The sequence below is a fragment of the Candidatus Merdisoma sp. HCP28S3_D10 genome (assembly GCF_052065835.1).
Lineage (GTDB): Bacteria > Bacillota > Clostridia > Lachnospirales > Lachnospiraceae > Laedolimicola.
Window position 1 is genome coordinate 1,018,544 of record NZ_JBQHTG010000001.1, and the last position, 21,881, is coordinate 1,040,424.

Sequence of the window (21,881 nt, forward strand, 5' to 3'; positions counted from 1 at the left end):
GCCTTGCCGCAACGCGGTGCGAAGTAGCCTTGACTGATGCAGATGAATATCATACTCACGAAATATTTCCAGTTGCCATTCCCCACATAAAACAAGCTAATTCTCTTGCTATCGCTGTAGTTGCAACATTTCTATTCATTCCTTTGCTTAGAGTCATCTTGTAAAATCGTCTTCTGAGTCTTTCGTTTGCCTTATCAGCATATGCTATTACTTCTGCGGAGCATCCTTTTTGCCTTTCCTTTAATGCAAGTGATTTGTGTCCCACATTTCCTCGACTGTAGCTTTGAGCAGCTTCAACCATTAATCGTCTAAGATGACTACTACCTGCCTTAGTAATACTATATCTGTTGGTACTATCACCGCTGGAATTCTCACTTGGAACCAGTCCTAAGAAACCAGCAAACTTTGGTGCCTTTTCAAATCTGTTAAAGTCCCCTATCTCAGCAACCATTGATAGCGCTGTATGAGTCTTGATTCCAAGAAAGCACCCCATGTTCTTAACTTTCTCTTTATACTTCTCACCAGAAGCAAGTTCTTCAATACGGTTATCTAATCTCTCGATCTTTTCGGTAAGATACTCATATGTTACGAGATATTCAGAGAGAGTTTCTTTATCTAATCCTTTTAAATCCAATGACTTAAGCCATTTCATATGAGCTATAGTCCAGTAGGTTTTTCCGCCTTCGAATTTTTTGCCCTGACGAAGTACAAATGCAAGTATCTGCTGCTTGATTTTCTTAAGCATAAGCTTTTGATCATCACGCATTCTGATATATTCTTTTACAGAGTTGTCTTCATCATCAGGAACATACACTTCACTGTAAGTATGAAACGCTAAACATCTGGCGATGTTTGCTGCATCTCGCTTATCAGTTTTCACATGGCTTGTATTTGTGATAGCCATTGTAGTTGGTGCAAGAATCTTGCAATCCACCTCATGCTCTCTAAGCTGGTGATAAAGTGAATATCCTAGGCATCCTGCCTCATATCCACAAACAAAAGCTACTTCTCCTTCATATCTGCTACGCATTGATTCCATATATTTAAGAACCAATTTGTAATCTGACGGTATCGTCTGTTTATACTCAACCTTATCGGTATCGTAGCAATAACAGCATAAAGTATAACTTTCCTTATGGACATCCATTCCAACATAAACTATAGTATTCATATGTGGCCTCCTTATTGTATGCGGTAATCCCTGTTACCATTAATCTCAACAATTAATAGATTACAGGTAAATCCACGAATCTACAATCTGGAGGTCACTTCATATTGTCTCCTTACAGCATGGCGAGAATCTGAGCCTTAGGTCTGGCACCGGTGACTTGATTGACAATCTTTCCGTTCTTCATAACCACCAGAGTGGGTATGCTCATCACACCGAACTGCATAGCCAGTTCCTGTTCCTCATCCACATTTATTTTAACAACCTTGATATCGGAGCGCTCCTTGGCAATCTCCTCTACCAGAGGAACTACCATGCGGCAAGGACCACACCAGGGAGCCCAGAAATCCATCAGGACGGGCTTGTCCGAGTTCAAAACCTCTTGATTGAAATTGTTTCTATTAACACTGATAGCAGACATATTTATGTCCTCCTGTTTTCTTTTTTATGGCTTTATTATATCCAGCAGTCGTTTCTTGTTCTGTGATTTTATCACTTATCGCCGGTGACTGTTTCACCGGGCCAACTATTAATTCCGCCGATCTCAATGATATTGGTGTAGCCCAGTTTCACCAGTTTTTCAGATGCCTGCCTACTCCGATTACCGCTGCGGCAGTATACCAGAATCAGCTGATCTTTATCCGGCAGTTCAGAGATATCCTCTGTGCCAATGGATTCGTTGGCAATATTGATAGCACCGGGAATATGCTTTTCGCTATATTCCTGAGCAGTACAAACATCGAGGATGATGTATCCGGTTTCCTCCTCCATCATCGTAATAGCTTCCTCCATAGTAATCTGTCGATAGGTTTTTTCAGCGGATTGCGTTGCACAACCAGAGAGAAGCAGTAAAGTCATTAAAATGGGAATGATTCTTTTCATGTGGATATCTCCATATTTCGAAGATAGGGCAGCCGTTTCCAGCTGCCCTGTTTCCTTTTTTATGTTCTTGCCATTCCGTCTACACTGAGCACAACGCCCGTGATATAGGATGCTTCGTCAGATGCCAGGAACACAAATGCATTGGCAATATCCTCCGGCTGACCCAGGCGGCGCAGAGGGATCTGCTTGATGAGCGGATCAATTACTTCCTTGGGAACAGCCTTCATCATATCGGTCAGGGTAATACCGGGAGCGACTGCATTCACTCGAATACCCTTCGGACCCAATTCTCGGGCAAGGGAAACCGTCAGGCCATTGACAGCAAATTTGGATGCGGGATAAGCAAAGCCACTGGGCTGGCCGTAAATGCTGACCATTGAGGAGGTGGAGAGAATAACACCTTGACCTTTTGCAATCATGCACTCACTGGCGGCTCTTGTAGCATTGAACACGCCTTTTACATTCAGATCCATAACCTTATCAAAGGTTTCCTCCGTATACTCGGTAAAGGGAGTGCTTTCGGATACACCGGCATTGTTCACCAGAATATCAATGCAACCGTATTTTGAGGCAGCTTCTCGGAACGCATTGCGGACAGATTCCAAATTGGACAGGTTAGGACTGATTCCCGCAACTGTTGCATCAGGGTACTTTTCTTTCAGCTGCGCAACCGCTTTGTCAGCAGAACCTTGTGAGCTTGCGGTCAGGATTACCGTAGCACCTTCCTTCAAAAATTTGTCTGCGGTAGCGTAGCCAATGCCACGGCTGCCTCCGGTGATGATTGCAACTTTATCTTTCAGTCTCATAAGAATACCTCCTTGTATTTTGTATTTGTAGTATAACCTGTTTCGGAGACGCTCTCCGTGATAAAATCACATTTTTCCAAGAAGGAATGATAGAAAAACCGAGTGTCCCTTTCCTATTTTCCGAACAGATCGCTGTGCGTTCCTGTTCGGGATAATGTCAGTATCAGTAAATCATCTTCAATCCGATAGACCAACAACCAATCTGGCTGAATATGGCACTCACGATGTCTAAACGATGTCTAAATTCTTGTTCATTCCTTTAACGCCCTCAATGCTTCTTCAACATCAGAGTAGCGTTTTACGGGCAGATCACGGGCAATGCGCTCCGCTTCCAGCATTGCCGCCATCGTCTCCTTGTTCGGTTGATCCAGGCGAACATCAAAAGGAAAACCGCCGGCACGGAGAGACTGGCGAAGAAACACATTGATTGCGGTGGTAAGGTTAATGCCTAATTCGCCATAAATCGCTTCGCACTGTTTCTTAATATCGCTGTCCATACGGACGGTGATATTAGTAGTGGTAGCCATGAATGTCAACTCCTTTCTTTACTACTGCACCTATATTATATGCATTTTGCATTGCAAAGTAAATGATTTAGGAGGATTGCCATGGCCTGCTGCCTCCATGTAAGCACCGACTAGCTGCTCATGAGGAAAGATCATGACAAGATGGACAGCTACACGAAGCCTCTGGATGTGGTGACTCAGATGACAGAAATCGCAAAAGGCCTGAAAATCTGTACGAGATCCTATATTCCAATTTCATCAGTTATGACTGATAAAAAGTATAATTTACCAAATTTAATCAGTTATAACTGATTAAATCCTTCCATGTCACGAACATTACACATTATTCGCGGTCGTGAAAAGCCGGTAAAACATAAAAAGTAAGCCTGCAGGAGCTCCGCAGGCTTGCAAGGTATTACAGCAGTTCTGCCATATACAGAGGCAGATGGATGATTCCGTCTTTGACCATAACATCCTTGGTATAAAGAATATAAGAGTTGCCAATGGCAGAAGAAAAGTGTTTACGGAATTTATCCAAAGAAGAATGGGAACGGTAATTGCCGGATTTCACTTCTACGGGGGCAATTTTCTTTCCCTCGGTAATCAGGAAATCTATTTCCATGTGGTTTTCCCGGTTCCGACTATCGGAGCGGGAATAGAAATACAGGCGTGAACGACTGTGGCGAAGCATCTGCGCAACAATGTTTTCCATCAGCATTCCTTCGTTGATATTCAGCTTATCAAAGAGGATCGCGCGATATAGTTCGTTGTCTGTGTATTTCTTATCCTGGAAAGTGTGCGTCACAAGCAGTCCGGTATCTGCCATATAGCACTTCTGTGTGGCATGATCAGCACTCAGTGCAAGCCCGACATGAGGGTCTGTTGCATTGAAGCAGGTATTTACTACCATGGCTTCATTCAGCCATACAAAAGAATCCTCAAAGGTTCGAAAACGAGCCTGCTTTCCGAGAGAAGAAAGCTTGTATTTCTTTTCCTTTTTGGAAAGCTGCCCCGGAATGCCATCAAACACGGCAAACACTTTGTCCTCATAACCTTCTGCAAATTTTGCGACATCTTCGCGATACAGCTTCAGGATCCTGCGTTTGGCAACATCGGATGCCTCGAAGTCTTTGCCATTCCTATAAGCAAGAACAGACTGAGGCATACCCCCGACCAGAATGTACTGGCGGAAGTCGTTCATGATCTTCCGGTGAAGTGTTGCACCAAGGGGTTTCCTGGTTTCAAAGCAATGTCGGATCAGCGGATAAGTTGCTTCGTCGCCCATAGCCCAAAGGAACTCTTCAAAATCCAGCGGAAACATCTCAATATGATCCTCTTCCGACGGAATAATGATATCCTGTACATTCTTTTTCAGTCGGATCAGTGAACCTGTTTCAAGGTAATCAAACCGGCCATCTGCTACAAGATATTTGATAAGCTGGCGTGCTCTTGGGTATTGCTGCACCTCGTCAAAGATGATCAATGACTCACGTTTATGAAGAGTTGTGGAGTAAAAAGCTGCGAGCTTTGCAAAGAACAAATCAAGATCTGCACTATCGTTGACGAACAGGTCCAGTACATCTGTCGGAGCCCGTCCAAAGTCGATCAGAATATAGCTTTTGTATTCCGCCTTCGCAAATTGCTCGGCAATAAAGCTTTTGCCAACACGACGCGCTCCGTCAATCATCATGGCCGTCGTCCCTTTGCTGCTGTTTTTCCAGGTAACGAGCGCATCATATATTTTTCTTTTCAGCATTCCATCACTTCCTTTGAGGATAGTATATCCATAATATGATCTGATTATAACTCTGAAATCACGAAAAAGCAAGTTCAGCCGCTCATAATTTACACGAAAAAGCAAGTTTGATATTCTTGAAATCGCACGAAAAAGCAATATTAAAATTCTTAGAATTGCACGGAAAAGCAAATCCAGGACATTGATTCGGAACTTCTGCTAGAAAGCAGGGGGCTTTACATAGATGATTAAAGCATTTTTAACTCGTAATAACGAGTTAAAAACAAATTTAACTCAACACGAAACGAATTAAAACGAGTTAGAATCGAATTAAATGCAAGTAAGAGATAGACAATGGCAGCAGCCCCTCAGCCTCAAAGGCAGGCCTGGATACACTGAGTATATTTCAGCGTATCTGGGTCTGCCTTTTATTTATTGTTATTTGCCGCAACTCCCTTCTGCTGAAAAAACTATAGCAAATCCGTACAACCAGGGCGGGCAACCCGTACAGCCGGTGAAAAATGCATATAATGCCTATGAAAAGAAGATGTATTTAATGGTGATGAGTGCATATTCATGGCTCCGCCGGCGTGCTTTGTTCCACAATTGATGAATGAATTATTTGGCTGGATGAAAGAAGTAAAAAACCAGGTGCATCCGCTGATTTTGAGCAGCGTATTTCATTATGAATTTGTATTTATTCATCCCTTTACAGATGGCAATGGCAGGATGGCAAGGCTATGGCATACAGCTATTTTGGCTAAATGGAATCCTATTTTTGAATATATTCCGATAGAAAGCCAAATCGAAAAATTCCAGGTTGATTATTACGACGCGATTGCAAAATGCCATGTAGAGGGAGAATCTACGGTATTTATTGAATTTATGCTGACTCAAATAGATACTATTTTAGATAAGCTTTTGAATTAGATGACAAGCAGCGCCACCAATGGCGCTAATGGCGCTAATCATGACGCTGATAATATGGAAAACAGGCTGTTATCCGCTCTGAAACAGAACCCTTATATTACACAGACAGATTTGGCCAAAGAATTATCGTTATCAAGGAGAACTGTCCAGAGAATCATGAAAGAACTGATGAATGACGGCAACAAGACTAATTCCATTTCTCTGCCAACAGGAAATCGCAGATGTTGCGGTGCTTGATCCCGTTTCTGCTCATGTCGAGCTCATCCAGAGAGACAACATATTTCGGGTAGTTATCGCGGATATTGTCATACGCGCCGAACTCACGCTGAACGGTCTCATCGGATGCCAGTAGATAGGTAACCTGAACATACAGTTTTTCTCCACTCTTTTCACATACAAAGTCGATCTCCTTGTCTCCGATTCTACCGACTGTCACTTTGTAGTCCCGGCGCAGCAGCTCCAGATACACGATGTTCTCCAAAATGAGGTTGATGTCACGCATATTGCCGCCGAAAACAGCCTCCCGGATGCCGTGGTCGGCAATGTAATACTTCTCATTGGAAGCAAGGATCTGCTTTCTCTGCAAGTCCTCACGCTTGACCTGGTAGAACAAATATGCGTCGCAGCAGTATTTGATGTAGTTCAAGATGGTCTCCGGTGCAACGGTTCGCTTCTCGTTTTTGAGGAATTTCGCCAGAGAAGTTGCGGAGAAGGTCGTGCCCACATTCGCAATCACATAAGCGATGATGCGTTCCAGCAAATCCACATCACGAATCTTGTTCCGCTTCACAATGTCCTTGAGCTGGACAGAGTTGAACAGGTCATGAAGGTAGAGTTTGGAAGGAGCATCCTCGTAGCGGATGTTGGCAAGGTACGGCATACCGCCGGATAATAGATACTTCTGAAAGCATTTTCGGATCGGCTCATCCGGTGCGATGGGACGGTACAGTTCCAGAAATTCCGCGAAGGAGAATGGGTAAATAACGAACTCCACAAAGCGTCCGCCGAGATAGGTGGAAAGCTCACCGGACAGAAGTTTTGCGTTTGAACCGGTGATATAGATGTCGCAGTCAAGGGATACACGGAAGGAATTGATACACTTCTCCCAGTCTTTTACCTCCTGAATCTCATCAAAAAATAGATAGACCTTGCCGTTGATCTCTGCGGCTCTCTTGGTAATCTCATCATGCAGTGACTTTGCGGTTTGCAGATGAGAGAAGTTCAAATCCTCAAAGTTGATAGAGATGAACTGAGCAGAGCTGATACCGGACTCCACAAGTTCCTCTTTTATAAGCTCCAGCATGACCGATTTACCGCACCGGCGAATACCAGTCATGACCTTTATCAGCTCCGTTCCGATAAACGGACGAATGCGCTTCATATACATTTCACGTTTAATCATGGGCATAATCCTCCTTGCCTGTGGCTGAACATAGTGTAACACATTTACGGCTGAAACTCAACGATATATTTCCGAAGTCATAAGATACAACTGATAAATTCTATATTTCTACAAATTTCGACAGTTACGAACGCAAATTCCCGGAGGCGATTGCGGATGAAATCTTCCACTGCCCCGGCGGAACAGGCAGCGGCAAAGCCTGATCCGAATGCTGATTATGTGGACGATGATGCAGATAGCTCCGTTGATGAAGATGATAATGAACCTGTTTAAACAGGATAGGCTTGGTGCCTGAGGCGGCCTTTACATAGTTCCCGGTTTCGAAAAATGAAAAAATTTCAATTTTTGAAAGTGGGTGACTATATGAAAACCATCACGAGAGCAAAATATCTTGATAGAATCATTGAACTGAAGGGCACTCCTGACATCAATATTATCTTCATTGACTTCATGGATTTGGCGTATGAAGAAATCAAGGAATACCATGCCTTACACGCCTATGTGGAAGAACATTATCAGGAAGGCAAAACGAACTACCTGTTTGTAGACGAGATTCAAATGTGTCCCAAGTTTGAGTTGGCAATCAATAGCCTGTACTCTAAGGGAAAATACGACATCTATGTAACCGGCTCTAATGCTCTCCTCTGCTTCAAATTCGAGATGCTTATCCGAAAATGATGATTGCCAGAACCAAACATCCCCAATATAGCTATGAAGGAATCGAAATTCACGATATAGCCGATTGGTTGCTGCAAGAATAAGCAGGGTAAAATATCTCCGTCATTCTCTTTTGAAATGATGGAGATATTTTTATTATGACGGAGATTACAGAAAATTGTATCCGATTACAAAAATCCTTCCTGAACTTTTTACATAGCAGTCATGCACTGCGCTAACACTCCTACTGCCGTAAAATTTCTGTAAATTTCACCGTTAACTTTTTCCAATTACTGTCAATTACCTGTTCCCTTCTCCTATTCATATACTTTTCCTTGCGTTCCAATTTTATGTCTTCTATAATAAGGTATAGAAACAGCTATACATTCCAAATGATAAGGAGGCAGCCGCTATGAAAAAAATGATAACTACAATCCTTTGCCTTATGCTGACACTTCTTTTCGTCGGCTGCGGAAAAGCCGATACCTCAGAGGTAGAAATCGATTATGGAACCTCTTCTCTTTATTCCAAAGAAGACATGGATGCCGCCATTAAGGTTATACGAAAACAGTTCCGTTCCTTTGAGGGCTGCGAATTACATAGCCTCTCCTATATATCCGATGAAACCTGCAGTGATCCCGATACCCTTGCATGGATGAACGATTTGCGAACGGAAAAAGACGAGAAAGAGCCTTTTACCCAATGCATCGCATTTGACAGCAGCTTCCGCTCACCGGAAAATGGCGGCGGCGCATGGGAAGCGAACGAAGAATACACCTGGTCCTGGTGGCTGGCCCGGAGCGAAGGCGGAAAATGGAAGCTCATGACCTGGGGATATTAAGAGAATTCCGCAGTGATAAATGGCAAATGAAATATACTTCTTGACAGAAACAACAGCGATGGTATATAGTTTTCTTAAATAAAAGGGAGTAACTTACGCTTGCGAATCTGCGTTTGTGGCGTCGTCAATACGGTGGAAGCATCCGGTGTCACAAGAAAACAGTGAGACTTTTATTGCATATTTATTGTGCAATAAAGGTCTCTTTTTTTATACAAAAATTCCTGTTGGCAATACTTAGGAAAAAGGAGGAAATCATATGAAACAAATTTATCAGCAAACACCGGAAGATGTTCTGAAACATGTGAACAGCAGAGAATCCGGATTTACCGGCGAAGAAGTAAAAAAAGCCAGAGAGATCTACGGCTGGAATGAACTTGCGGAAGGAAAAAAGAAAAGCATCCCACAGATTTTCTTTGAACAGTATCGGGATTTTCTGGTGCTTATTCTGATTGCGTCGGCAATCATATCCGGTGTGCTCGGAGACATGGAAAGCGCGCTCGTTATCCTGATCGTTATCACAATTAACGCAATTTTAGGAACTGTTCAGACCATAAAGGCAGAACAATCCCTGCAAAGCCTGAAGACGCTTGCCGGCCCGGAAGCCAAAGTATTGCGCGACGGCACAGTCGTTCAGCTTCCGGCAAGGGAGCTGGTCATCGGGGATATCATCTTGCTTGAGGCAGGCGATATGATTCCGGCAGACGGAAGATTAATCGAGAACGCCAGTCTGAAAATTGACGAAAGCGCTCTTACCGGAGAAAGCCTTGCTGTAGAAAAAAGCCTGGATACTCTTTCCGCAGAGGTTCCCCTTGGCGATCGGACTAATATGCTGTTCTCCGGAAGCTTTGTGACCTATGGCCGCGGCAGAGCAGTTGTGACTGCCATCGGAATGCAGACCGAGGTCGGGAAGATTGCCGGACTTTTGAAATCCACCACTGAAAAGCAGACGCCCCTCCAGGTAAATCTGGAGGCCTTCGGAAAGAAGCTTTCCATCTTAATTCTGCTTTTCTGCGGAATCTTATTTGCCCTCAGCGTGTTCCGGGGGGAACAACCCGGCAACGCCTTTTTGTTTGCCGTAGCGCTTGCGGTCGCTGCAATTCCGGAGGCCTTAAGCTCCATCGTCACCATAGTTCTTTCCTTTGGAACGCAGAAAATGGCGAAGGAACACGCTATCATTCGCAAGCTTCAGGCGGTGGAAGGTCTTGGAAGTGTCTCCATTATCTGTTCCGATAAAACAGGAACGCTTACCCAGAACAAGATGACCGTAGAGGATTATTATATAGATGAAAAACGGATTCCCGCGTCTGCCATTGATGTAATGGATCCGGCGCAGCGATATCTTCTGGACTGCAGTATTTTATGCAATGATTCAACCAATGAAAATGGAGTCGAAATCGGAGATCCCACAGAAACTGCTCTGATTAATCTGGGAAGCCGCTGCGGAATTCATGCCGCGGAAGTAAGAAGCGCTTATCCCAGGAACGGAGAACTTCCCTTTGACAGTGAACGCAAAATGATGTCAACCCTTCATGAGATAGACGGTGAGAACCAACTGATCGTAAAAGGCGCGGTAGACTGTCTCCTTGAACGGACGGAACAGATCTGGACCCAAGAGGGCGTCCGGGAAATGACAGCGGACGATAAAGAGAAAATCCAAAAACAAAATCAGGAATTTTCCATGGAAGGACTCCGCGTGCTTGCCTTTACCTACCGGCCACTTCCGGAAAAATATCTCTTAACCGCCGAAGATGAAAATCATCTAATCTTCCTGGGTCTGATCGCTATGATGGATCCGCCAAGAGAAGAATCGAAGGCAGCGGTTGCCGAATGTATCAGAGCCGGAATCCGGCCGGTTATGATCACCGGGGATCATAAGATAACAGCGGCGGCAATCGCGAAAAGAATCGGTATTTTACAGAACTTATCTGAAGCCTGCGAGGGAGCGGATATTGAACATTTAAGCGATGAGGAGCTAAAAGCGCTGGTTCCGAATATTTCGGTGTACGCAAGAGTATCCCCGGAGCATAAGATCCGTATTGTCCGCGCATGGCAAGAAAGAGGTATGATTGTCGCAATGACCGGCGACGGCGTCAATGACGCCCCCGCGCTGAAGCAGGCAGACATTGGCGTTGCCATGGGAATCACCGGAACAGAGGTTGCCAAGGATGCCGCAGCGATGGTGCTTACCGATGATAACTTCGCAACGATTGTAAAGGCGGTGGAAAATGGCCGTAACGTCTATCGGAATATTAAGTACGCAATCCAGTTTCTGTTATCCGGAAACTTCGGAGCAATCCTGACGGTTCTTTGCGCGTCGATAGCAGGCTTTCCGGTTCCGTTTGCACCGGTACACCTGCTGTTTATCAATCTTCTGACAGACAGCCTTCCGGCAATTGCCCTGGGCGTAGAGCCTCATAGCAGCGAGGTCATGAAGGAAAAGCCGCGCGCTGCGGGTGAGTCGATTCTGACAAAAGATTTTCTCAGCAAAATCGGCCTGGAGGGCCTGGTCATCGGTATCATGACGATGTTTGGATTTCTGGTCGGATACCATCAGAACGGCGCGCTGCTTGGAAGCACATATGCATTTGGAACCCTTTGCCTGTCGCGTCTGTTCCACGGCTTTAACTGCAAATCCGATCACCCAGTTCTCTTTACCGAACGCCTCTTTCAGAATCCCTGGCTGCTGGGGGCTTTTGCTTTGGGCGCAGTGCTTATCACAGCCGTACTGACCCTTCCCGGCCTTCATCTCCTGTTTAAGGTGGAATCCCTGAACCTGATGCAGCTTGTCCAGGTATACCTGTATGCAGTTACCAGTCTTCTGCTCATTCAGGCGCTGAAATGGATTCGTATAAAATTAAAAAAGAATGGAGAAAACAATGGATCTAAATAACTTATCCATGAAAAAAATCCGCGAACTCATCGTATTTACCGCATTTCTTGTCATCGCGCTGTGGAAATTCGATATCGTGATCGATGTAATAAAAACCATCTGGGATATCCTGTCTCCCTTTGCGCTGGGAGGCGCCATCGCCTTTGTCATCCATGTCCCCATGAGTTTTTTAGAAAAGAAACTCTTTGGAAAAGCAAAGGAAAACGGAACGAAGGCCGCCGAAAAATTCGCTCGGCCGATAAGCCTGCTTCTCACCCTTATCGGGATCGTCGGCCTCCTTATCCTCGTGATGTTTGGAGTCATTCCCCAGCTTACCAGAACCATCGGAACTCTAATCACAAACATCACTGCCTTTATTCCTCAGATGCAGACCTGGATTCTGGAATTTTCACACAATAATCAGGAAATCATGCAGCTGGTAAACCAGATCCGGTTTGACCCGGACCAGGCCGTCAGATGGGGAATGGGCCTTCTGGGAAAAGGAACCGGAAATGTGATGAACACAACCATACTGGCTGTCGGCTCCATCGTCAGCGGTATCACGACCTTTTTTATCGCGTTTTCTTTTGCCTGTTATATTCTGTTTCAGAAAGAAAAATTGCGCATTCAGGTAAGGAAGGTATTTTTTGCCTTTCTCCCAAAAGAAAAAGCGGAAGCCTCCATTCGAATCTGTTCCCTGACTTACCGGACCTTTGCAAATTTTCTTACCGGACAGTGCCTGGAAGCGGTGATTCTCGGAAGTATGTTTCTTCTTGTCTTAAGTATTTTAAAAATGCCCTATGCGCTTTTAATCGGAATCCTGATTGCGTTTACCGCTTTGATTCCCATTTTCGGCGCATTCATAGGCTGTGCAACGGCAGCCTTTCTCATTTTCATGGTAAGTCCCAAACAGGCTGTTTTGTTTATTCTTGTATTTCTGATTCTTCAACAGCTGGAGGGAAATCTGATTTATCCTCATGTGGTCGGCGGCTCTGTCGGGCTGCCCTCCATCTGGGTGCTTGCGGCTGTGACAATTGGCGGAAATCTGATGGGAATTGTGGGAATGCTTGTCTTTATCCCACTGACCTCCGTTTTGTACACCCTTTTTCGGGAGTACGTATATCTGCGCCTGAAAAAACGGCACATAAACTGGCAAAATTTTTCTTGACCTCTCTTTTTCTCCGCGTTACTATAAGAAAGATTTAAAATCGTATTCGTATGACATCGAAAAGGAGAGCCTGCTATCTATGCTAGACCTGACCGAAGGGCGCCCGTTCCGGGCGCTTCTTATCTTTGCGCTTCCGGTAATCGGAGGCAACCTGTTCCAGTTATTTTACACGCTGGCAGATTCTGTCATTGTGGGACGGACGCTGGGCGCCGACGCACTGGCTGCCGTGGGCGCCACCAGTATGATTGTATATTTTGTACTCTGCTTTATCCAAGGCTTTACCAATGGCTTCGGTATCTGTCTGGGTCAGCGGTTCGGCGCAAAAGACACAGTCGGTATGCGCAGAAGCGTAGCTGCGTCCACCCTGTTAAGCATCCTTTTTACCATTTTCATAACACTGGTTTGCTGCGCGCTCTCCCGTCCGATCCTGGACTGGATCCATACGCCGGAGGATATCTATCAGCAGGCCTATGACTATATGTTCGTTATCCTGCTGGGCACCGCCGCGCCGGTCTTCTACAACCTGATCTCCAATCTGCTCCGGGCTCTCGGCGACAGCCGGACGCCTCTGTACTTTCTGATCTTTTCTTCGCTTTTAAATGTGGTTCTTGATATCGTTTTTATCGTCCCACTGCACATGGGCGTAGCAGGCGCTGCCTGGGCGACGGTACTGTCCCAGTTTATTTCGGCCTTTTTGTGCCTGATTGCGGGTTTACGTTCCTTTGAAATACTGCGGCTCCACCGGACGGATTTTCACGGCATCGGCCCGGATCTTATCTCCCATCTGAAAATCGGTTTTCCCATGGGCTTCCAGATGTCTGTCATGTGCATTGGCCAGATCTCCATGCAGTCTACCGTCAACGCGCTGGGATCTGCGGCAGTCGCCGGCTATACAGCCGCTACCAAGGCCGATCAGGTATCCGTTCTGGTCAATAATGCCATGATGACCGCTATCTCCAACTATGTGGCTCAAAACTATGGAGCCGGTAAAAAGGACAGAATTCTGGCAGGCGTCCGGGCTTCTCTGCTCCAGACGGAGGCTCTGAATCTCCTGATGTGCGCCGGAATCATTCTGCTGCGCCACCCCATTGTAACACTATTTATCGCAAATCCCAGTGATGAAATCTTCTCCTATGCCAACGGCTATCTGCTGACCGTGGCTCCCTTCTACTGGCTGCTGGGACTTCTGGCTGTCTATCGGACCAGCATCCAGAGCATGCAGAATGGTACTGCTCCCTTTGCCGCCTGTATGATAGAGCTCGTCATGCGTCTGGCCGCCACCATCGGCCTTACGGAAGCTATCGGCTATATGGGCGTCTGTCTGGCCAGTCCTCTGGCCTGGGCCGGAGCCTGCGGACTGCTGATTCCGGTGTATTACCGCATGATCCGAAATCTGAATTTCAACAAGACATAGCGTGGATATCCTCCCCTATGTCTCCCAGATGTCTTCTGTCTCCCGGCTGTCCCGCTCCTGCTCCACACGCTCAGCCGTCTTGCGGATAGCTGCCTCATGACCGGTCAGGGCGGCAAAGGGAGAAAACTGAGCTGCCCGATCCCCCCGGGACATTCTTGGATGTACCGTAGACTGATGGTGCGGCAGATTTATAATATCTTCATAAGAATCCTTTTTCTGGCTCATTCCGTTCTCCTGTTCTGACCTCGCTATGCCCTATGGCCGCCGATCTGGCTGTTCCGTCCCCGGGCTGTAGCTCCCTCCTGCAGATTGGAACCCTTCAGAATCGCGTTCTTCCCATACTTTTTCTTAATTTTCAGCATAGCCTTCTGCAGGCGCTTTTCTTTTTCCAATGCTTCTTCCTGCTGTTCTTTTTCTTTCTTTATGGCTTCATAATCTGTAAACAAATTCAGCTGCTCATAGGTTTCCTTTTTCTTCACCAGTTCTTCCCGAACCAGATGATTGGCCGTCACTGTAATCCGGCGCACCAGAAGCTTCGGATCTACAATCCGAGCATACAATTCCGACACTGCCCTCACCAGAAGCTCTGCGGAAGCTGTCTGGCGCTCCAGACGGCTCGATCCGTGAGCATGCTTAGGAACCCGGCGTCCATATCGGTCCACGGTAATTTCCCCATGATAATTCTTTCTGCGCTCCGGATCCGTCAGATTCTCTATGTCGTATCCCACCGTCAGCACCAGCTGATCGGTTACCAGTCCTTTATCCACCAGATCCAGCGCCAGCAAATCGGTCATCTCCCGGACCACCATCCGGGCTTTTTCATATTCATAAGGATACTGCAGCACCTGACCGGAGACTATACTGTTGTTCTCCGGCTTATACGCCTTGATCTCCGGGATCGTACAGGGCTCCCAGCCCCAGGCGTGATCGATCAGAAGCTCTGCATTGACGCCGAACATTTTATAAAGAAGCTCTTCGTTGTAGTAATCTTCTGGCTTACCTATAGAACAGCGGGCGACATCGCCCATAGTATACATCCCCTGCTCCTGAAGCTTTCTGGCATAGCCGGGACCCACCCGCCAGAAATCCGTCAGCGGCCGGTGTGTCCAGAGCTTCTGCCGATAGGACATTTCATCCAACTCCGCAATCCGGATTCCGTCTGCATCCGGTATGGCATGCTTAGCCAGGATATCCATGGCTATCTTGCACAGATACAGATTCGTTCCGATCCCGGCTGTAGCTGTAATACCTGTCTCCCGGTAAACGGAACGAATCATCTCTGTGGCCAGCTCCCGGGGCGTCTTCCGGTAGGTATGCAGATAAGTGCTCACATCCATAAATACCTCGTCGATGGAATAGACATGCATATCCTCCGGCGCAATATAGTTCAGATATATCTCGTATATCTGCGAGCTGTATTCCAGATAATACGCCATACGTGGCGTCGCTACAATGTAATCCAGCGCGTATTCCGGATGTGCCGCCAGCTCTGCCGCATCGGAGGACGATCCTGTAAACCTTCTTCCCGGCGCCCGCCGAAGCCGTTCCGCATTGACCGCACGCACTCTCTCTACTACCTCAAAAAGCCTGGCCCGTCCGGAGATCCCATATGCCTTCAGCGCAGGCGTCACTGCCAGACAGATGGTTTTTTCCGTCCGCTCCGGATCTGCCACCACCAGATTCGTCATCAGCGGATCCAGTCCCCGTTCCCGACATTCCACAGAGGCATAGAAGGATTTTAAATCAATCGCCACATAGCAATGTTCTTTTTCCATTTTTCCAAACACCTCCAACCGCTTCCGGTGTCGCTCTTCTTATTATGCTTATTATTCTTGTCCTTATTATAAAACAACCGCATTTTATTTTCAAGAACAAATGTTCGATTTTCTTATCTGTTTTTTTGTCCCACCTGCCAGAACGCCACCGCGCTGGCCGCCGCCACATTCAGGGAATCTACTCCGTGGGACATGGGAATTTTTACCGTATAATCGCAGTCCGCAATGGTAGAAGCAGCCAGGCCGTCCCCCTCGGTTCCCAGAATCAGCGCCAGCTTTTCCTCACTCATAAGATCCGGATCATCGATACTGACCGAATCGTCCTTCAAAGCCAGGGCTGCGGTTTTAAAGCCAAGCTCCCGCAACATTCCAATTCCTTTTTCCGGCCACTCCTCTTTGTCGAAAAAGGTCCAGGGAATCTGAAACACCGTTCCCATACTGACCCGTACCGCCCGGCGGTAAAGGGGATTGCTGCAATCGAAGGTCAGGAGCACCGCATCCATATGAAGGGCAGCCGCGGAACGGAAAATAGCGCCCACATTCGTAGGGTTTACCACATTTTCCAGAATGGCAATACGCCGGGCGTTCCCGCACACCTCCCGCACAGACGGAAGGGCTTTCCGATACATGGCACAGAGCATTCCCCTGGTCAGCTTAAAGCCCGTAAGCCGCGCCAGAACCTCCATTTCCGCCGTGTATACAGGAATGTCGCCCAACCGCTTAAGGATTTCTTTTGCTTCGCCCTCAAGCTGGCGCTTTTCCACCAGACAGGACACCGGCTCATACCCTGTATCCAGTGCCCGTTCGATGACTCTGGGGCTTTCCGCGATAAACATCCCTTCCTTCGGGTTTGCCCGGTTGACTAACTGATTTTCGCTGGTACGCGCGTAGATATCCAGCTCCGCCGCGTCAAAATTACTGATTTCTATGATATGAGACATATTCATTTCCTTTTCTTATCCATAAAACCTGAAAAATTCGATAAAAACGGACTGAATTTTATTACCCATTCAGTCCGTTTTACTTTTATGCTATCTCTCGTTTTCTGTTAATTGTGGTAGGTCACATCGCCCTGCATCCACACCACGCCTTTAAAGCGACGGCCAACTGCCGGTTCTCCCAGCAGATCCTTTTTATTGATACATACCTCAAAGATCAAATCGTGGCTCTCCAGCGTCAGTACGTAGATCCATTCCCGGGTCAGACTGTTCTGTACCAGATTACAGTCCAGAATCTCTCCCAGCACATTGTAATGATCACACTCCACACCATAGGGCATAAAATATGTGGACACAATGGAAAATACGTCCTCATGAGCAATACGTCGGGAAATCATGGAATACGTATCCATATCCTCGATGCTCAGATTTTCGATGGCTTCCTCGTCGCCCTCCCGGGCAGCCTTGATTAACTTGGTTCTCTGCAGAACCGCCTCCGTGTTCTCTTCCGGCGTCAGACTCTGGGCCACAGGAAGAAGTATCTTTCCCTCTGTGGACAACCCTGCGAACTTCAGTGTCACAGTGCTGGATGAGAAATGACTTCTCTGCCTCTCGCTCAGATAATCCGCCACATTCTGTACATAGAAAATAATAGTTACGCCCACGGTCAGGTCATCGCAGACGCCGGCATAGGACTCCTTCTCCGCATGACGCTCTATGGTAATATGCTCATAAAATTTTTCCTGTCTGCCTTGAAAATAGGGAAAATAATAATCCCACTGGTAATCGCCATGCTCATCATACTCGCCTCTGAGCATAATCCCCATTCCCGGCGCAAATTCCTTTCGCCGCTCGGAAAAATCATGACCGCCGTAATCTCCGGAGGTTCTCTCATACTGATAACTCTCCTGGGACATTCGCAGCAGATAATTCAGTTCTTCTTTGGTTTTCAGCTGGCTGAATCCGATTGCTCTCAGATATTCATGCACTGTAATCACCTCCTTCGGGATCAATTATCCACAATTCCACTGAATTATCCACTTTTGTGGATAACCTGTGGGATATGTGGATAGTTTATTTTTATCGAATCTCTTTCATACCGCCCATGTACGGCTGCAGTGCCTCCGGGATACGAACGCTTCCGTCTGCCTGTAGGTTGTTCTCCAGGAACGCGATCAGCATACGCGGCGGAGCAACTACGGTATTATTTAAGGTATGGGCAAAATACTTGCCCTTTTCCCCGTTGATACGGATTTTCAAACGGCGTGCCTGTGCGTCGCCCAGATTGGAGCAGCTTCCTACCTCGAAGTACTTCTTCTGACGCGGGGACCATGCCTCTACGTCCACAGATTTCACCTTCAGGTCAGCCAGATCGCCGGAGCAGCACTCCAGAGTACGTACCGGGATGTCCATGGAACGGAACAGGTCTACGGTATTCTGCCACAGACGATCAAACCACATCTTGCTGTCTTCCGGCTCGCAGACTACGATCATTTCCTGCTTTTCAAACTGATGGATGCGGTATACGCCTCTCTCCTCCAGGCCGTGAGCACCCTTCTCCTTACGGAAGCAGGGAGAATAGCTGGTCAGAGTCTTCGGAAGCTCATCTTTCTGAAGAATGCTGTCGATAAATTTGCCGATCATGGAATGCTCGCTGGTACCGATCAGATACAGATCCTCGCCCTCAATCTTATACATCATGGCGTCCATCTCTGCGAAGCTCATAACGCCGGTTACCACGTTGCTGCGGATCATGAAGGGCGGTACGCAGTAAGTAAAGCCTCTGTTAATCATAAAATCGCGGGCATAAGCCAGCACTGCGGAATGCAGTCTCGCGATATCGCCCATCAGATAATAGAATCCGTTTCCGGCTACCTTTCTTGCGCTGTCCAGGTCGATGCCGTTGAAACGCTCCATAATTTCTGTATGATACGGAATCTCAAAATCCGGAACCACCGGCTCGCCGTAACGCTGAACCTCAACGTTCTCGCTGTCGTCCTTACCGATCGGTACGCTCGGATCAATAATATTCGGAATGGTCATCATATCCTTCAGGATCTTCTCATCCAGCTCTTTCTCCTTCTCTGAAAGCTCTGCCAGACGATCAGCCTCCGCTGCAACCTGCTTCTTTACCTCTTCTGCTTCTTCCTTTTTGCCCTGGCCCATCAGCGCGCCGATCTGCTTGGAAAGCTTGTTACGCTCTGCGCGAAGATTATCTGCTTCCTGCTGAGCTGCCCGCTTCTGCGCGTCCAGTTCGATAACCTCGTCTACCAGTCCCAGCTTCTGATCCTGGAATTTATTACGGATGTTCTGTTTTACGATTTCCGGGTTTTCTCTTAAAAATTTTATATCCAGCATGATTTTTCTCCTTTACTGCTTTTTTTATGGATTATTTCATTTACATTCACTTTATCATATAATACTCCCGGCTTTTTTTCAAGCCTGGCTTTTGGCTTTCTCCAGCGCCTTCTGCTCATCCTCAGACAGAAGAATCTCAGATTCTCCGTTTTTGATTTCCTTAATATAAGAGTAGCCGCCTTCATTTCCGTAAACGGAGTTGATCAGGAAACCATTGTTCTCCTGATCCAGCAGTGCCAGCGCGTAACTTAAGTCGCCGCTCATTTCACGGAAGGCATTATACTTTACCATACCCATTTTCTGAAAGGTGATCTTCTGATTTTTCCGAAGGCCAATGATGTCCTCTCGCAGAATCTGGTTCATCTGGTCTACCTTATCTGCCTTTTCAATACAGGATAAAATCGTATCCTCCAGACTTTCCGCATCCTTTCCCCTCATATAGAGATCCAGCTTGCGACGAAGCTTTTTTAGTTTACATAATGCTGTTATCACTAGGATAAGCAATACCACCAGCAACAGCAGCATCCCGGCCAGAATATATGCCGTATCGATTCCAGTTACCTGATATACATATTCTAAAATTGGGCTCATGATATCTCCTTCTCCTTAGTTTTTAGTAATGGCTTCAAAGATTCTCTCCAGATCCTCCCGGGAATAATATTCAATCTCGATTTTTCCTTTTCCCCTGGCCTTCTGTTTGATCGATACCTTGGTTCCCATGGCTGCTTTCATTTTTTCTTCCAGATCTGTGTAAATGAAATCGTCCACCGGATCTGATTTTGGCTGTTCCGGTTTTTTCTCCTGGATTTTTCTTACAAGCTTTTCCACTTCCCGGACACTGAGCTTTTCATCAAACACCCGGGTAGCCACATTTACCTGCAGCTCCGGATCCTCGATTCCCAGAAGAGCTCTGGCGTGACCGGTAGTCAGCATATCGTCAATTATCATCTGCTGTACTCTCTCGTCCAGCTTCAGCAGACGCATGGAGTTCGTCACGGCGGCACGGCTCTTGGATACCCGCTCTGCCAGCTCATCCTGCTTTAAATGAAATTCGTTCAGCAGTCTTTTGTATGCCAACGCTTCTTCGATGGGATTCAGGTTTTCTCTCTGAATATTCTCAATCAGAGAAATTTCCATAATCTCCAGATCCGAATATTTTTTTACGATAACAGGTACCTCCTTGAGTCCCGCTATCTTAGCGGCACGCCAGCGGCGTTCGCCTGCGATAATTTCATAAAATCCATTTTTTTCCTGTACCACCAAAGGCTGGATAATTCCAACCTGCTTGATGGATTCTGCCAGCTCCGCAAGAGCGTCCTCGTCAAACTGCTTTCTTGGTTGATCCTCCCGCGGCCCTATCTTGGAAAGCTTCACCTTCATTTCGATCGGCTTTTCCACTATCTTCTCAACTACTTTTTCTACTACCTTCGTCTTTTCCTGGGGCGTCGGTTTGATCGTCTCCGGAATCAGACTGTCCAGACCCTTTCCGAGTCCTCCTCTTCTTGCAGCCATACTTGCTCCTCTCTATCTATGTTACTCCTCCGGCCGATTGATGACCTCTTCTGCCAGAGCGCGATAACTCTCTGCGCCGGTGGATTTGGGATCGTATACCGTAATCGGATATCCATGACTGGGCGCTTCGGCCAGGCGCACATTTCTCGGTATGATTGTGCTGTATACCTTCTGCTTTACATTCGCCCGGACATTTTCCACCACCTGCAGGGACAGATTTGTTCTGGCGTCAAACATGGTAAATACAATACCTTCGATATCCAGATACGGATTCAGACGCTCTCTTACCAGATTGATCGTGTGGATCAGCTGACTTAAACCCTCCAGCGCATAATACTCACACTGGATCGGCACCAGTACGGTATCTGCCGTAGTCATGGCATTGATCGTCAGCAGATTCAAAGACGGCGGACAATCAATGATGATAAAATCATATCTATCACGGATCGTTTCTACCGCCTTCTTAATAATGAATTCTTTTTCATTAATTCCAATCAGTTCAATCTCAGCGGCTGCCAGATCCACATTCGACGGAATCAAATGAAGATTTTCAAATTCCGTATATTCGATACAGTCCTGGATTTCTTTTTCTCCCAGAATCAGGTCATAGATGGTCGTTTCAACCTGATTTTTGTCAACTCCCACTCCACTGGTGGCATTTCCCTGGGGATCACTGTCTATCAAAAGTACTTTTTTTCCTTTTTCGGCCAGAGCCGCAGCCAGGTTAATCGATGTTGTAGTTTTGCCAACGCCACCTTTCTGATTGGCAACTGCTATGATTCTTCCCATTTTTTTCTCCTTCGATCAAAGGTAGGGCGCAGATTGCCTTGCCTTCGAGAGATGTTTCACGTGAAACATTTAAGCTATATTTTCGTTTTGTCGCGTTAAAATTTATTATAACACAGGATATTTTAGATTGC

The 21,881-nt window shown here is 46.6% G+C and carries 21 protein-coding genes and 2 pseudogenes; 7 read left to right on the forward strand and 16 right to left on the reverse strand.

All coding sequences use genetic code 11. The features are described 5' to 3' along the window. Window positions 1-55: 55 nt before the first annotated feature. The 7 genes and pseudogenes from ACTNCH_RS04765 to ACTNCH_RS04795 all read right to left on the reverse strand — a co-directional run bounded on the left by ACTNCH_RS04765 (window position 56) and on the right by ACTNCH_RS04795 (window position 5,118). On the reverse strand, window positions 56-1,171 hold the full coding sequence (locus ACTNCH_RS04765; RefSeq protein WP_441019092.1) for an IS110 family transposase: 1,116 nt from the start codon (window positions 1,169-1,171) through the stop codon (window positions 56-58). A 112-nt stretch (window positions 1,172-1,283) separates the two neighbouring features. Then, window positions 1,284-1,589 (reverse strand): thioredoxin, encoded by a 306-nt coding sequence (gene trxA / locus ACTNCH_RS04770; protein WP_154433132.1) that lies wholly within the window; start codon window positions 1,587-1,589, stop codon window positions 1,284-1,286. Between the two features lie 71 nt (window positions 1,590-1,660). Then, a complete protein-coding gene (locus tag ACTNCH_RS04775; protein WP_441019095.1) occupies window positions 1,661-2,050 on the reverse strand; it encodes a rhodanese-like domain-containing protein in 390 nt (129 codons plus the stop codon). A gap of 59 nt (window positions 2,051-2,109) precedes the next feature. After that, the gene (locus ACTNCH_RS04780) at window positions 2,110-2,856 is read right to left on the reverse strand and encodes an SDR family NAD(P)-dependent oxidoreductase (RefSeq protein ID WP_154433130.1); all 747 of its coding nucleotides are present in this window, start codon (window positions 2,854-2,856) and stop codon (window positions 2,110-2,112) included. A 113-nt stretch (window positions 2,857-2,969) separates the two neighbouring features. Next, window positions 2,970-3,083, reverse strand: a pseudogene (locus ACTNCH_RS04785) (type II toxin-antitoxin system mRNA interferase toxin, RelE/StbE family); the annotation flags it as partial. A gap of 24 nt (window positions 3,084-3,107) precedes the next feature. Next, window positions 3,108-3,383 (reverse strand): type II toxin-antitoxin system RelB/DinJ family antitoxin, encoded by a 276-nt coding sequence (locus ACTNCH_RS04790; protein WP_441019097.1) that lies wholly within the window; start codon window positions 3,381-3,383, stop codon window positions 3,108-3,110. Between the two features lie 394 nt (window positions 3,384-3,777). Further along, the gene (locus ACTNCH_RS04795; RefSeq protein WP_349141987.1) at window positions 3,778-5,118 is read right to left on the reverse strand and encodes an ATP-binding protein; all 1,341 of its coding nucleotides are present in this window, start codon (window positions 5,116-5,118) and stop codon (window positions 3,778-3,780) included. Between the two features lie 555 nt (window positions 5,119-5,673). Here ACTNCH_RS04795 and ACTNCH_RS04800 point away from each other — a divergent pair. Together ACTNCH_RS04800 and ACTNCH_RS04805 are read left to right on the forward strand one after the other, a co-directional pair. After that, window positions 5,674-6,027 carry a Fic family protein gene (locus tag ACTNCH_RS04800; protein WP_441019100.1) on the forward strand — a complete coding sequence of 118 codons (354 nt, stop codon included), beginning with the start codon at window positions 5,674-5,676 and terminating at the stop codon, window positions 6,025-6,027. Between the two features lie 54 nt (window positions 6,028-6,081). Beyond that, a complete protein-coding gene (locus ACTNCH_RS04805) occupies window positions 6,082-6,264 on the forward strand; it encodes a winged helix-turn-helix domain-containing protein (RefSeq protein ID WP_441019188.1) in 183 nt (60 codons plus the stop codon). On the opposite strand, the gene ACTNCH_RS04810 is transcribed toward ACTNCH_RS04805, so the two are convergent. After that, window positions 6,215-7,429, reverse strand: a complete 1,215-nt coding sequence (locus tag ACTNCH_RS04810; protein WP_441019102.1) for an ATP-binding protein — start codon at window positions 7,427-7,429, stop codon at window positions 6,215-6,217. The genes ACTNCH_RS04805 and ACTNCH_RS04810 overlap by 50 nt on opposite strands. A 327-nt stretch (window positions 7,430-7,756) precedes the next feature. On the opposite strand from ACTNCH_RS04810, the pseudogene ACTNCH_RS04815 reads away from it, so the two are divergent. From ACTNCH_RS04815 to ACTNCH_RS04835, 5 genes and pseudogenes are all read left to right on the forward strand, one after another. Further along, window positions 7,757-8,074 (forward strand): annotated as a pseudogene (locus tag ACTNCH_RS04815) (ATP-binding protein); the annotation flags it as partial. A 424-nt stretch (window positions 8,075-8,498) separates the two neighbouring features. After that, on the forward strand, window positions 8,499-8,927 hold the full coding sequence (locus ACTNCH_RS04820; RefSeq protein ID WP_349164579.1) for a hypothetical protein: 429 nt from the start codon (window positions 8,499-8,501) through the stop codon (window positions 8,925-8,927). Window positions 8,928-9,183: 256 nt separating this feature from the next. Next, window positions 9,184-11,817 carry a cation-translocating P-type ATPase gene (locus tag ACTNCH_RS04825; protein WP_441019104.1) on the forward strand — a complete coding sequence of 878 codons (2,634 nt, stop codon included), beginning with the start codon at window positions 9,184-9,186 and terminating at the stop codon, window positions 11,815-11,817. Continuing rightward, window positions 11,804-12,964, forward strand: coding sequence for an AI-2E family transporter (locus ACTNCH_RS04830; RefSeq protein ID WP_441019106.1), 1,161 nt, complete (start codon window positions 11,804-11,806; stop codon window positions 12,962-12,964). Before ACTNCH_RS04825 ends, ACTNCH_RS04830 begins: the two co-directional genes overlap by 14 nt. A 79-nt stretch (window positions 12,965-13,043) precedes the next feature. Next, window positions 13,044-14,378, forward strand: a complete 1,335-nt coding sequence (locus ACTNCH_RS04835) for an MATE family efflux transporter (protein ID WP_441019108.1) — start codon at window positions 13,044-13,046, stop codon at window positions 14,376-14,378. A 15-nt stretch (window positions 14,379-14,393) separates the two neighbouring features. Here ACTNCH_RS04835 and ACTNCH_RS04840 read toward each other — a convergent pair whose 3' ends face one another. The 8 genes from ACTNCH_RS04840 to ACTNCH_RS04875 form a co-directional block, all read right to left on the reverse strand. Next, the gene (locus ACTNCH_RS04840; RefSeq protein ID WP_441019110.1) at window positions 14,394-14,603 is read right to left on the reverse strand and encodes a hypothetical protein; all 210 of its coding nucleotides are present in this window, start codon (window positions 14,601-14,603) and stop codon (window positions 14,394-14,396) included. A gap of 23 nt (window positions 14,604-14,626) precedes the next feature. Next, complete coding sequence (locus tag ACTNCH_RS04845; RefSeq protein ID WP_441019112.1) at window positions 14,627-16,153, reverse strand: Y-family DNA polymerase; 1,527 nt, start codon at window positions 16,151-16,153, stop codon at window positions 14,627-14,629. A 113-nt stretch (window positions 16,154-16,266) separates the two neighbouring features. Then, window positions 16,267-17,094 (reverse strand): TrmH family RNA methyltransferase, encoded by an 828-nt coding sequence (locus tag ACTNCH_RS04850; protein WP_441019114.1) that lies wholly within the window; start codon window positions 17,092-17,094, stop codon window positions 16,267-16,269. A 107-nt stretch (window positions 17,095-17,201) separates the two neighbouring features. Beyond that, the gene (locus ACTNCH_RS04855; protein WP_441019116.1) at window positions 17,202-18,080 is read right to left on the reverse strand and encodes a DUF3881 family protein; all 879 of its coding nucleotides are present in this window, start codon (window positions 18,078-18,080) and stop codon (window positions 17,202-17,204) included. 91 nt (window positions 18,081-18,171) lie between these two features. Next, entirely contained in the window at window positions 18,172-19,449 is a 1,278-nt protein-coding gene (gene serS, locus ACTNCH_RS04860) for a serine--tRNA ligase (protein WP_158361314.1), read from the reverse strand. 78 nt (window positions 19,450-19,527) lie between these two features. After that, window positions 19,528-20,040 carry a DUF4446 family protein gene (locus tag ACTNCH_RS04865; RefSeq protein ID WP_441019118.1) on the reverse strand — a complete coding sequence of 171 codons (513 nt, stop codon included), beginning with the start codon at window positions 20,038-20,040 and terminating at the stop codon, window positions 19,528-19,530. A 15-nt stretch (window positions 20,041-20,055) separates the two neighbouring features. Then, complete coding sequence (locus ACTNCH_RS04870; protein WP_441019120.1) at window positions 20,056-20,961, reverse strand: ParB/RepB/Spo0J family partition protein; 906 nt, start codon at window positions 20,959-20,961, stop codon at window positions 20,056-20,058. A 21-nt stretch (window positions 20,962-20,982) separates the two neighbouring features. After that, window positions 20,983-21,750: a ParA family protein gene (locus ACTNCH_RS04875; RefSeq protein ID WP_158361308.1), complete on the reverse strand. Its 768-nt coding sequence runs from the start codon at window positions 21,748-21,750 to the stop codon at window positions 20,983-20,985. Window positions 21,751-21,881 lie beyond the last annotated feature (131 nt).

Bases quoted from the DNA above. Each gene is read 5' to 3' on its own strand.
- ACTNCH_RS04765 (WP_441019092.1), bottom strand. From the start codon at position 1,171: ATGAATACTATAGTTTATGTTGGAATGGATGTCCATAAGGAAAGTTAT.
- trxA (WP_154433132.1), bottom strand. From the start codon at position 1,589: ATGTCTGCTATCAGTGTTAATAGAAACAATTTCAATCAAGAGGTTTTG.
- ACTNCH_RS04775 (WP_441019095.1), bottom strand. From the start codon at position 2,050: ATGAAAAGAATCATTCCCATTTTAATGACTTTACTGCTTCTCTCTGGT.
- ACTNCH_RS04780 (WP_154433130.1), bottom strand. From the start codon at position 2,856: ATGAGACTGAAAGATAAAGTTGCAATCATCACCGGAGGCAGCCGTGGC.
- ACTNCH_RS04790 (WP_441019097.1), bottom strand. From the start codon at position 3,383: ATGGCTACCACTACTAATATCACCGTCCGTATGGACAGCGATATTAAG.
- ACTNCH_RS04795 (WP_349141987.1), bottom strand. From the start codon at position 5,118: ATGCTGAAAAGAAAAATATATGATGCGCTCGTTACCTGGAAAAACAGC.
- ACTNCH_RS04800 (WP_441019100.1), top strand. From the start codon at position 5,674: ATGGCTCCGCCGGCGTGCTTTGTTCCACAATTGATGAATGAATTATTT.
- ACTNCH_RS04805 (WP_441019188.1), top strand. From the start codon at position 6,082: ATGGAAAACAGGCTGTTATCCGCTCTGAAACAGAACCCTTATATTACA.
- ACTNCH_RS04810 (WP_441019102.1), bottom strand. From the start codon at position 7,429: ATGATTAAACGTGAAATGTATATGAAGCGCATTCGTCCGTTTATCGGA.
- ACTNCH_RS04820 (WP_349164579.1), top strand. From the start codon at position 8,499: ATGAAAAAAATGATAACTACAATCCTTTGCCTTATGCTGACACTTCTT.
- ACTNCH_RS04825 (WP_441019104.1), top strand. From the start codon at position 9,184: ATGAAACAAATTTATCAGCAAACACCGGAAGATGTTCTGAAACATGTG.
- ACTNCH_RS04830 (WP_441019106.1), top strand. From the start codon at position 11,804: ATGGATCTAAATAACTTATCCATGAAAAAAATCCGCGAACTCATCGTA.
- ACTNCH_RS04835 (WP_441019108.1), top strand. From the start codon at position 13,044: ATGCTAGACCTGACCGAAGGGCGCCCGTTCCGGGCGCTTCTTATCTTT.
- ACTNCH_RS04840 (WP_441019110.1), bottom strand. From the start codon at position 14,603: ATGAGCCAGAAAAAGGATTCTTATGAAGATATTATAAATCTGCCGCAC.
- ACTNCH_RS04845 (WP_441019112.1), bottom strand. From the start codon at position 16,153: ATGGAAAAAGAACATTGCTATGTGGCGATTGATTTAAAATCCTTCTAT.
- ACTNCH_RS04850 (WP_441019114.1), bottom strand. From the start codon at position 17,094: ATGTCTCATATCATAGAAATCAGTAATTTTGACGCGGCGGAGCTGGAT.
- serS (WP_158361314.1), bottom strand. From the start codon at position 19,449: ATGCTGGATATAAAATTTTTAAGAGAAAACCCGGAAATCGTAAAACAG.
- ACTNCH_RS04865 (WP_441019118.1), bottom strand. From the start codon at position 20,040: ATGAGCCCAATTTTAGAATATGTATATCAGGTAACTGGAATCGATACG.
- ACTNCH_RS04870 (WP_441019120.1), bottom strand. From the start codon at position 20,961: ATGGCTGCAAGAAGAGGAGGACTCGGAAAGGGTCTGGACAGTCTGATT.
- ACTNCH_RS04875 (WP_158361308.1), bottom strand. From the start codon at position 21,750: ATGGGAAGAATCATAGCAGTTGCCAATCAGAAAGGTGGCGTTGGCAAA.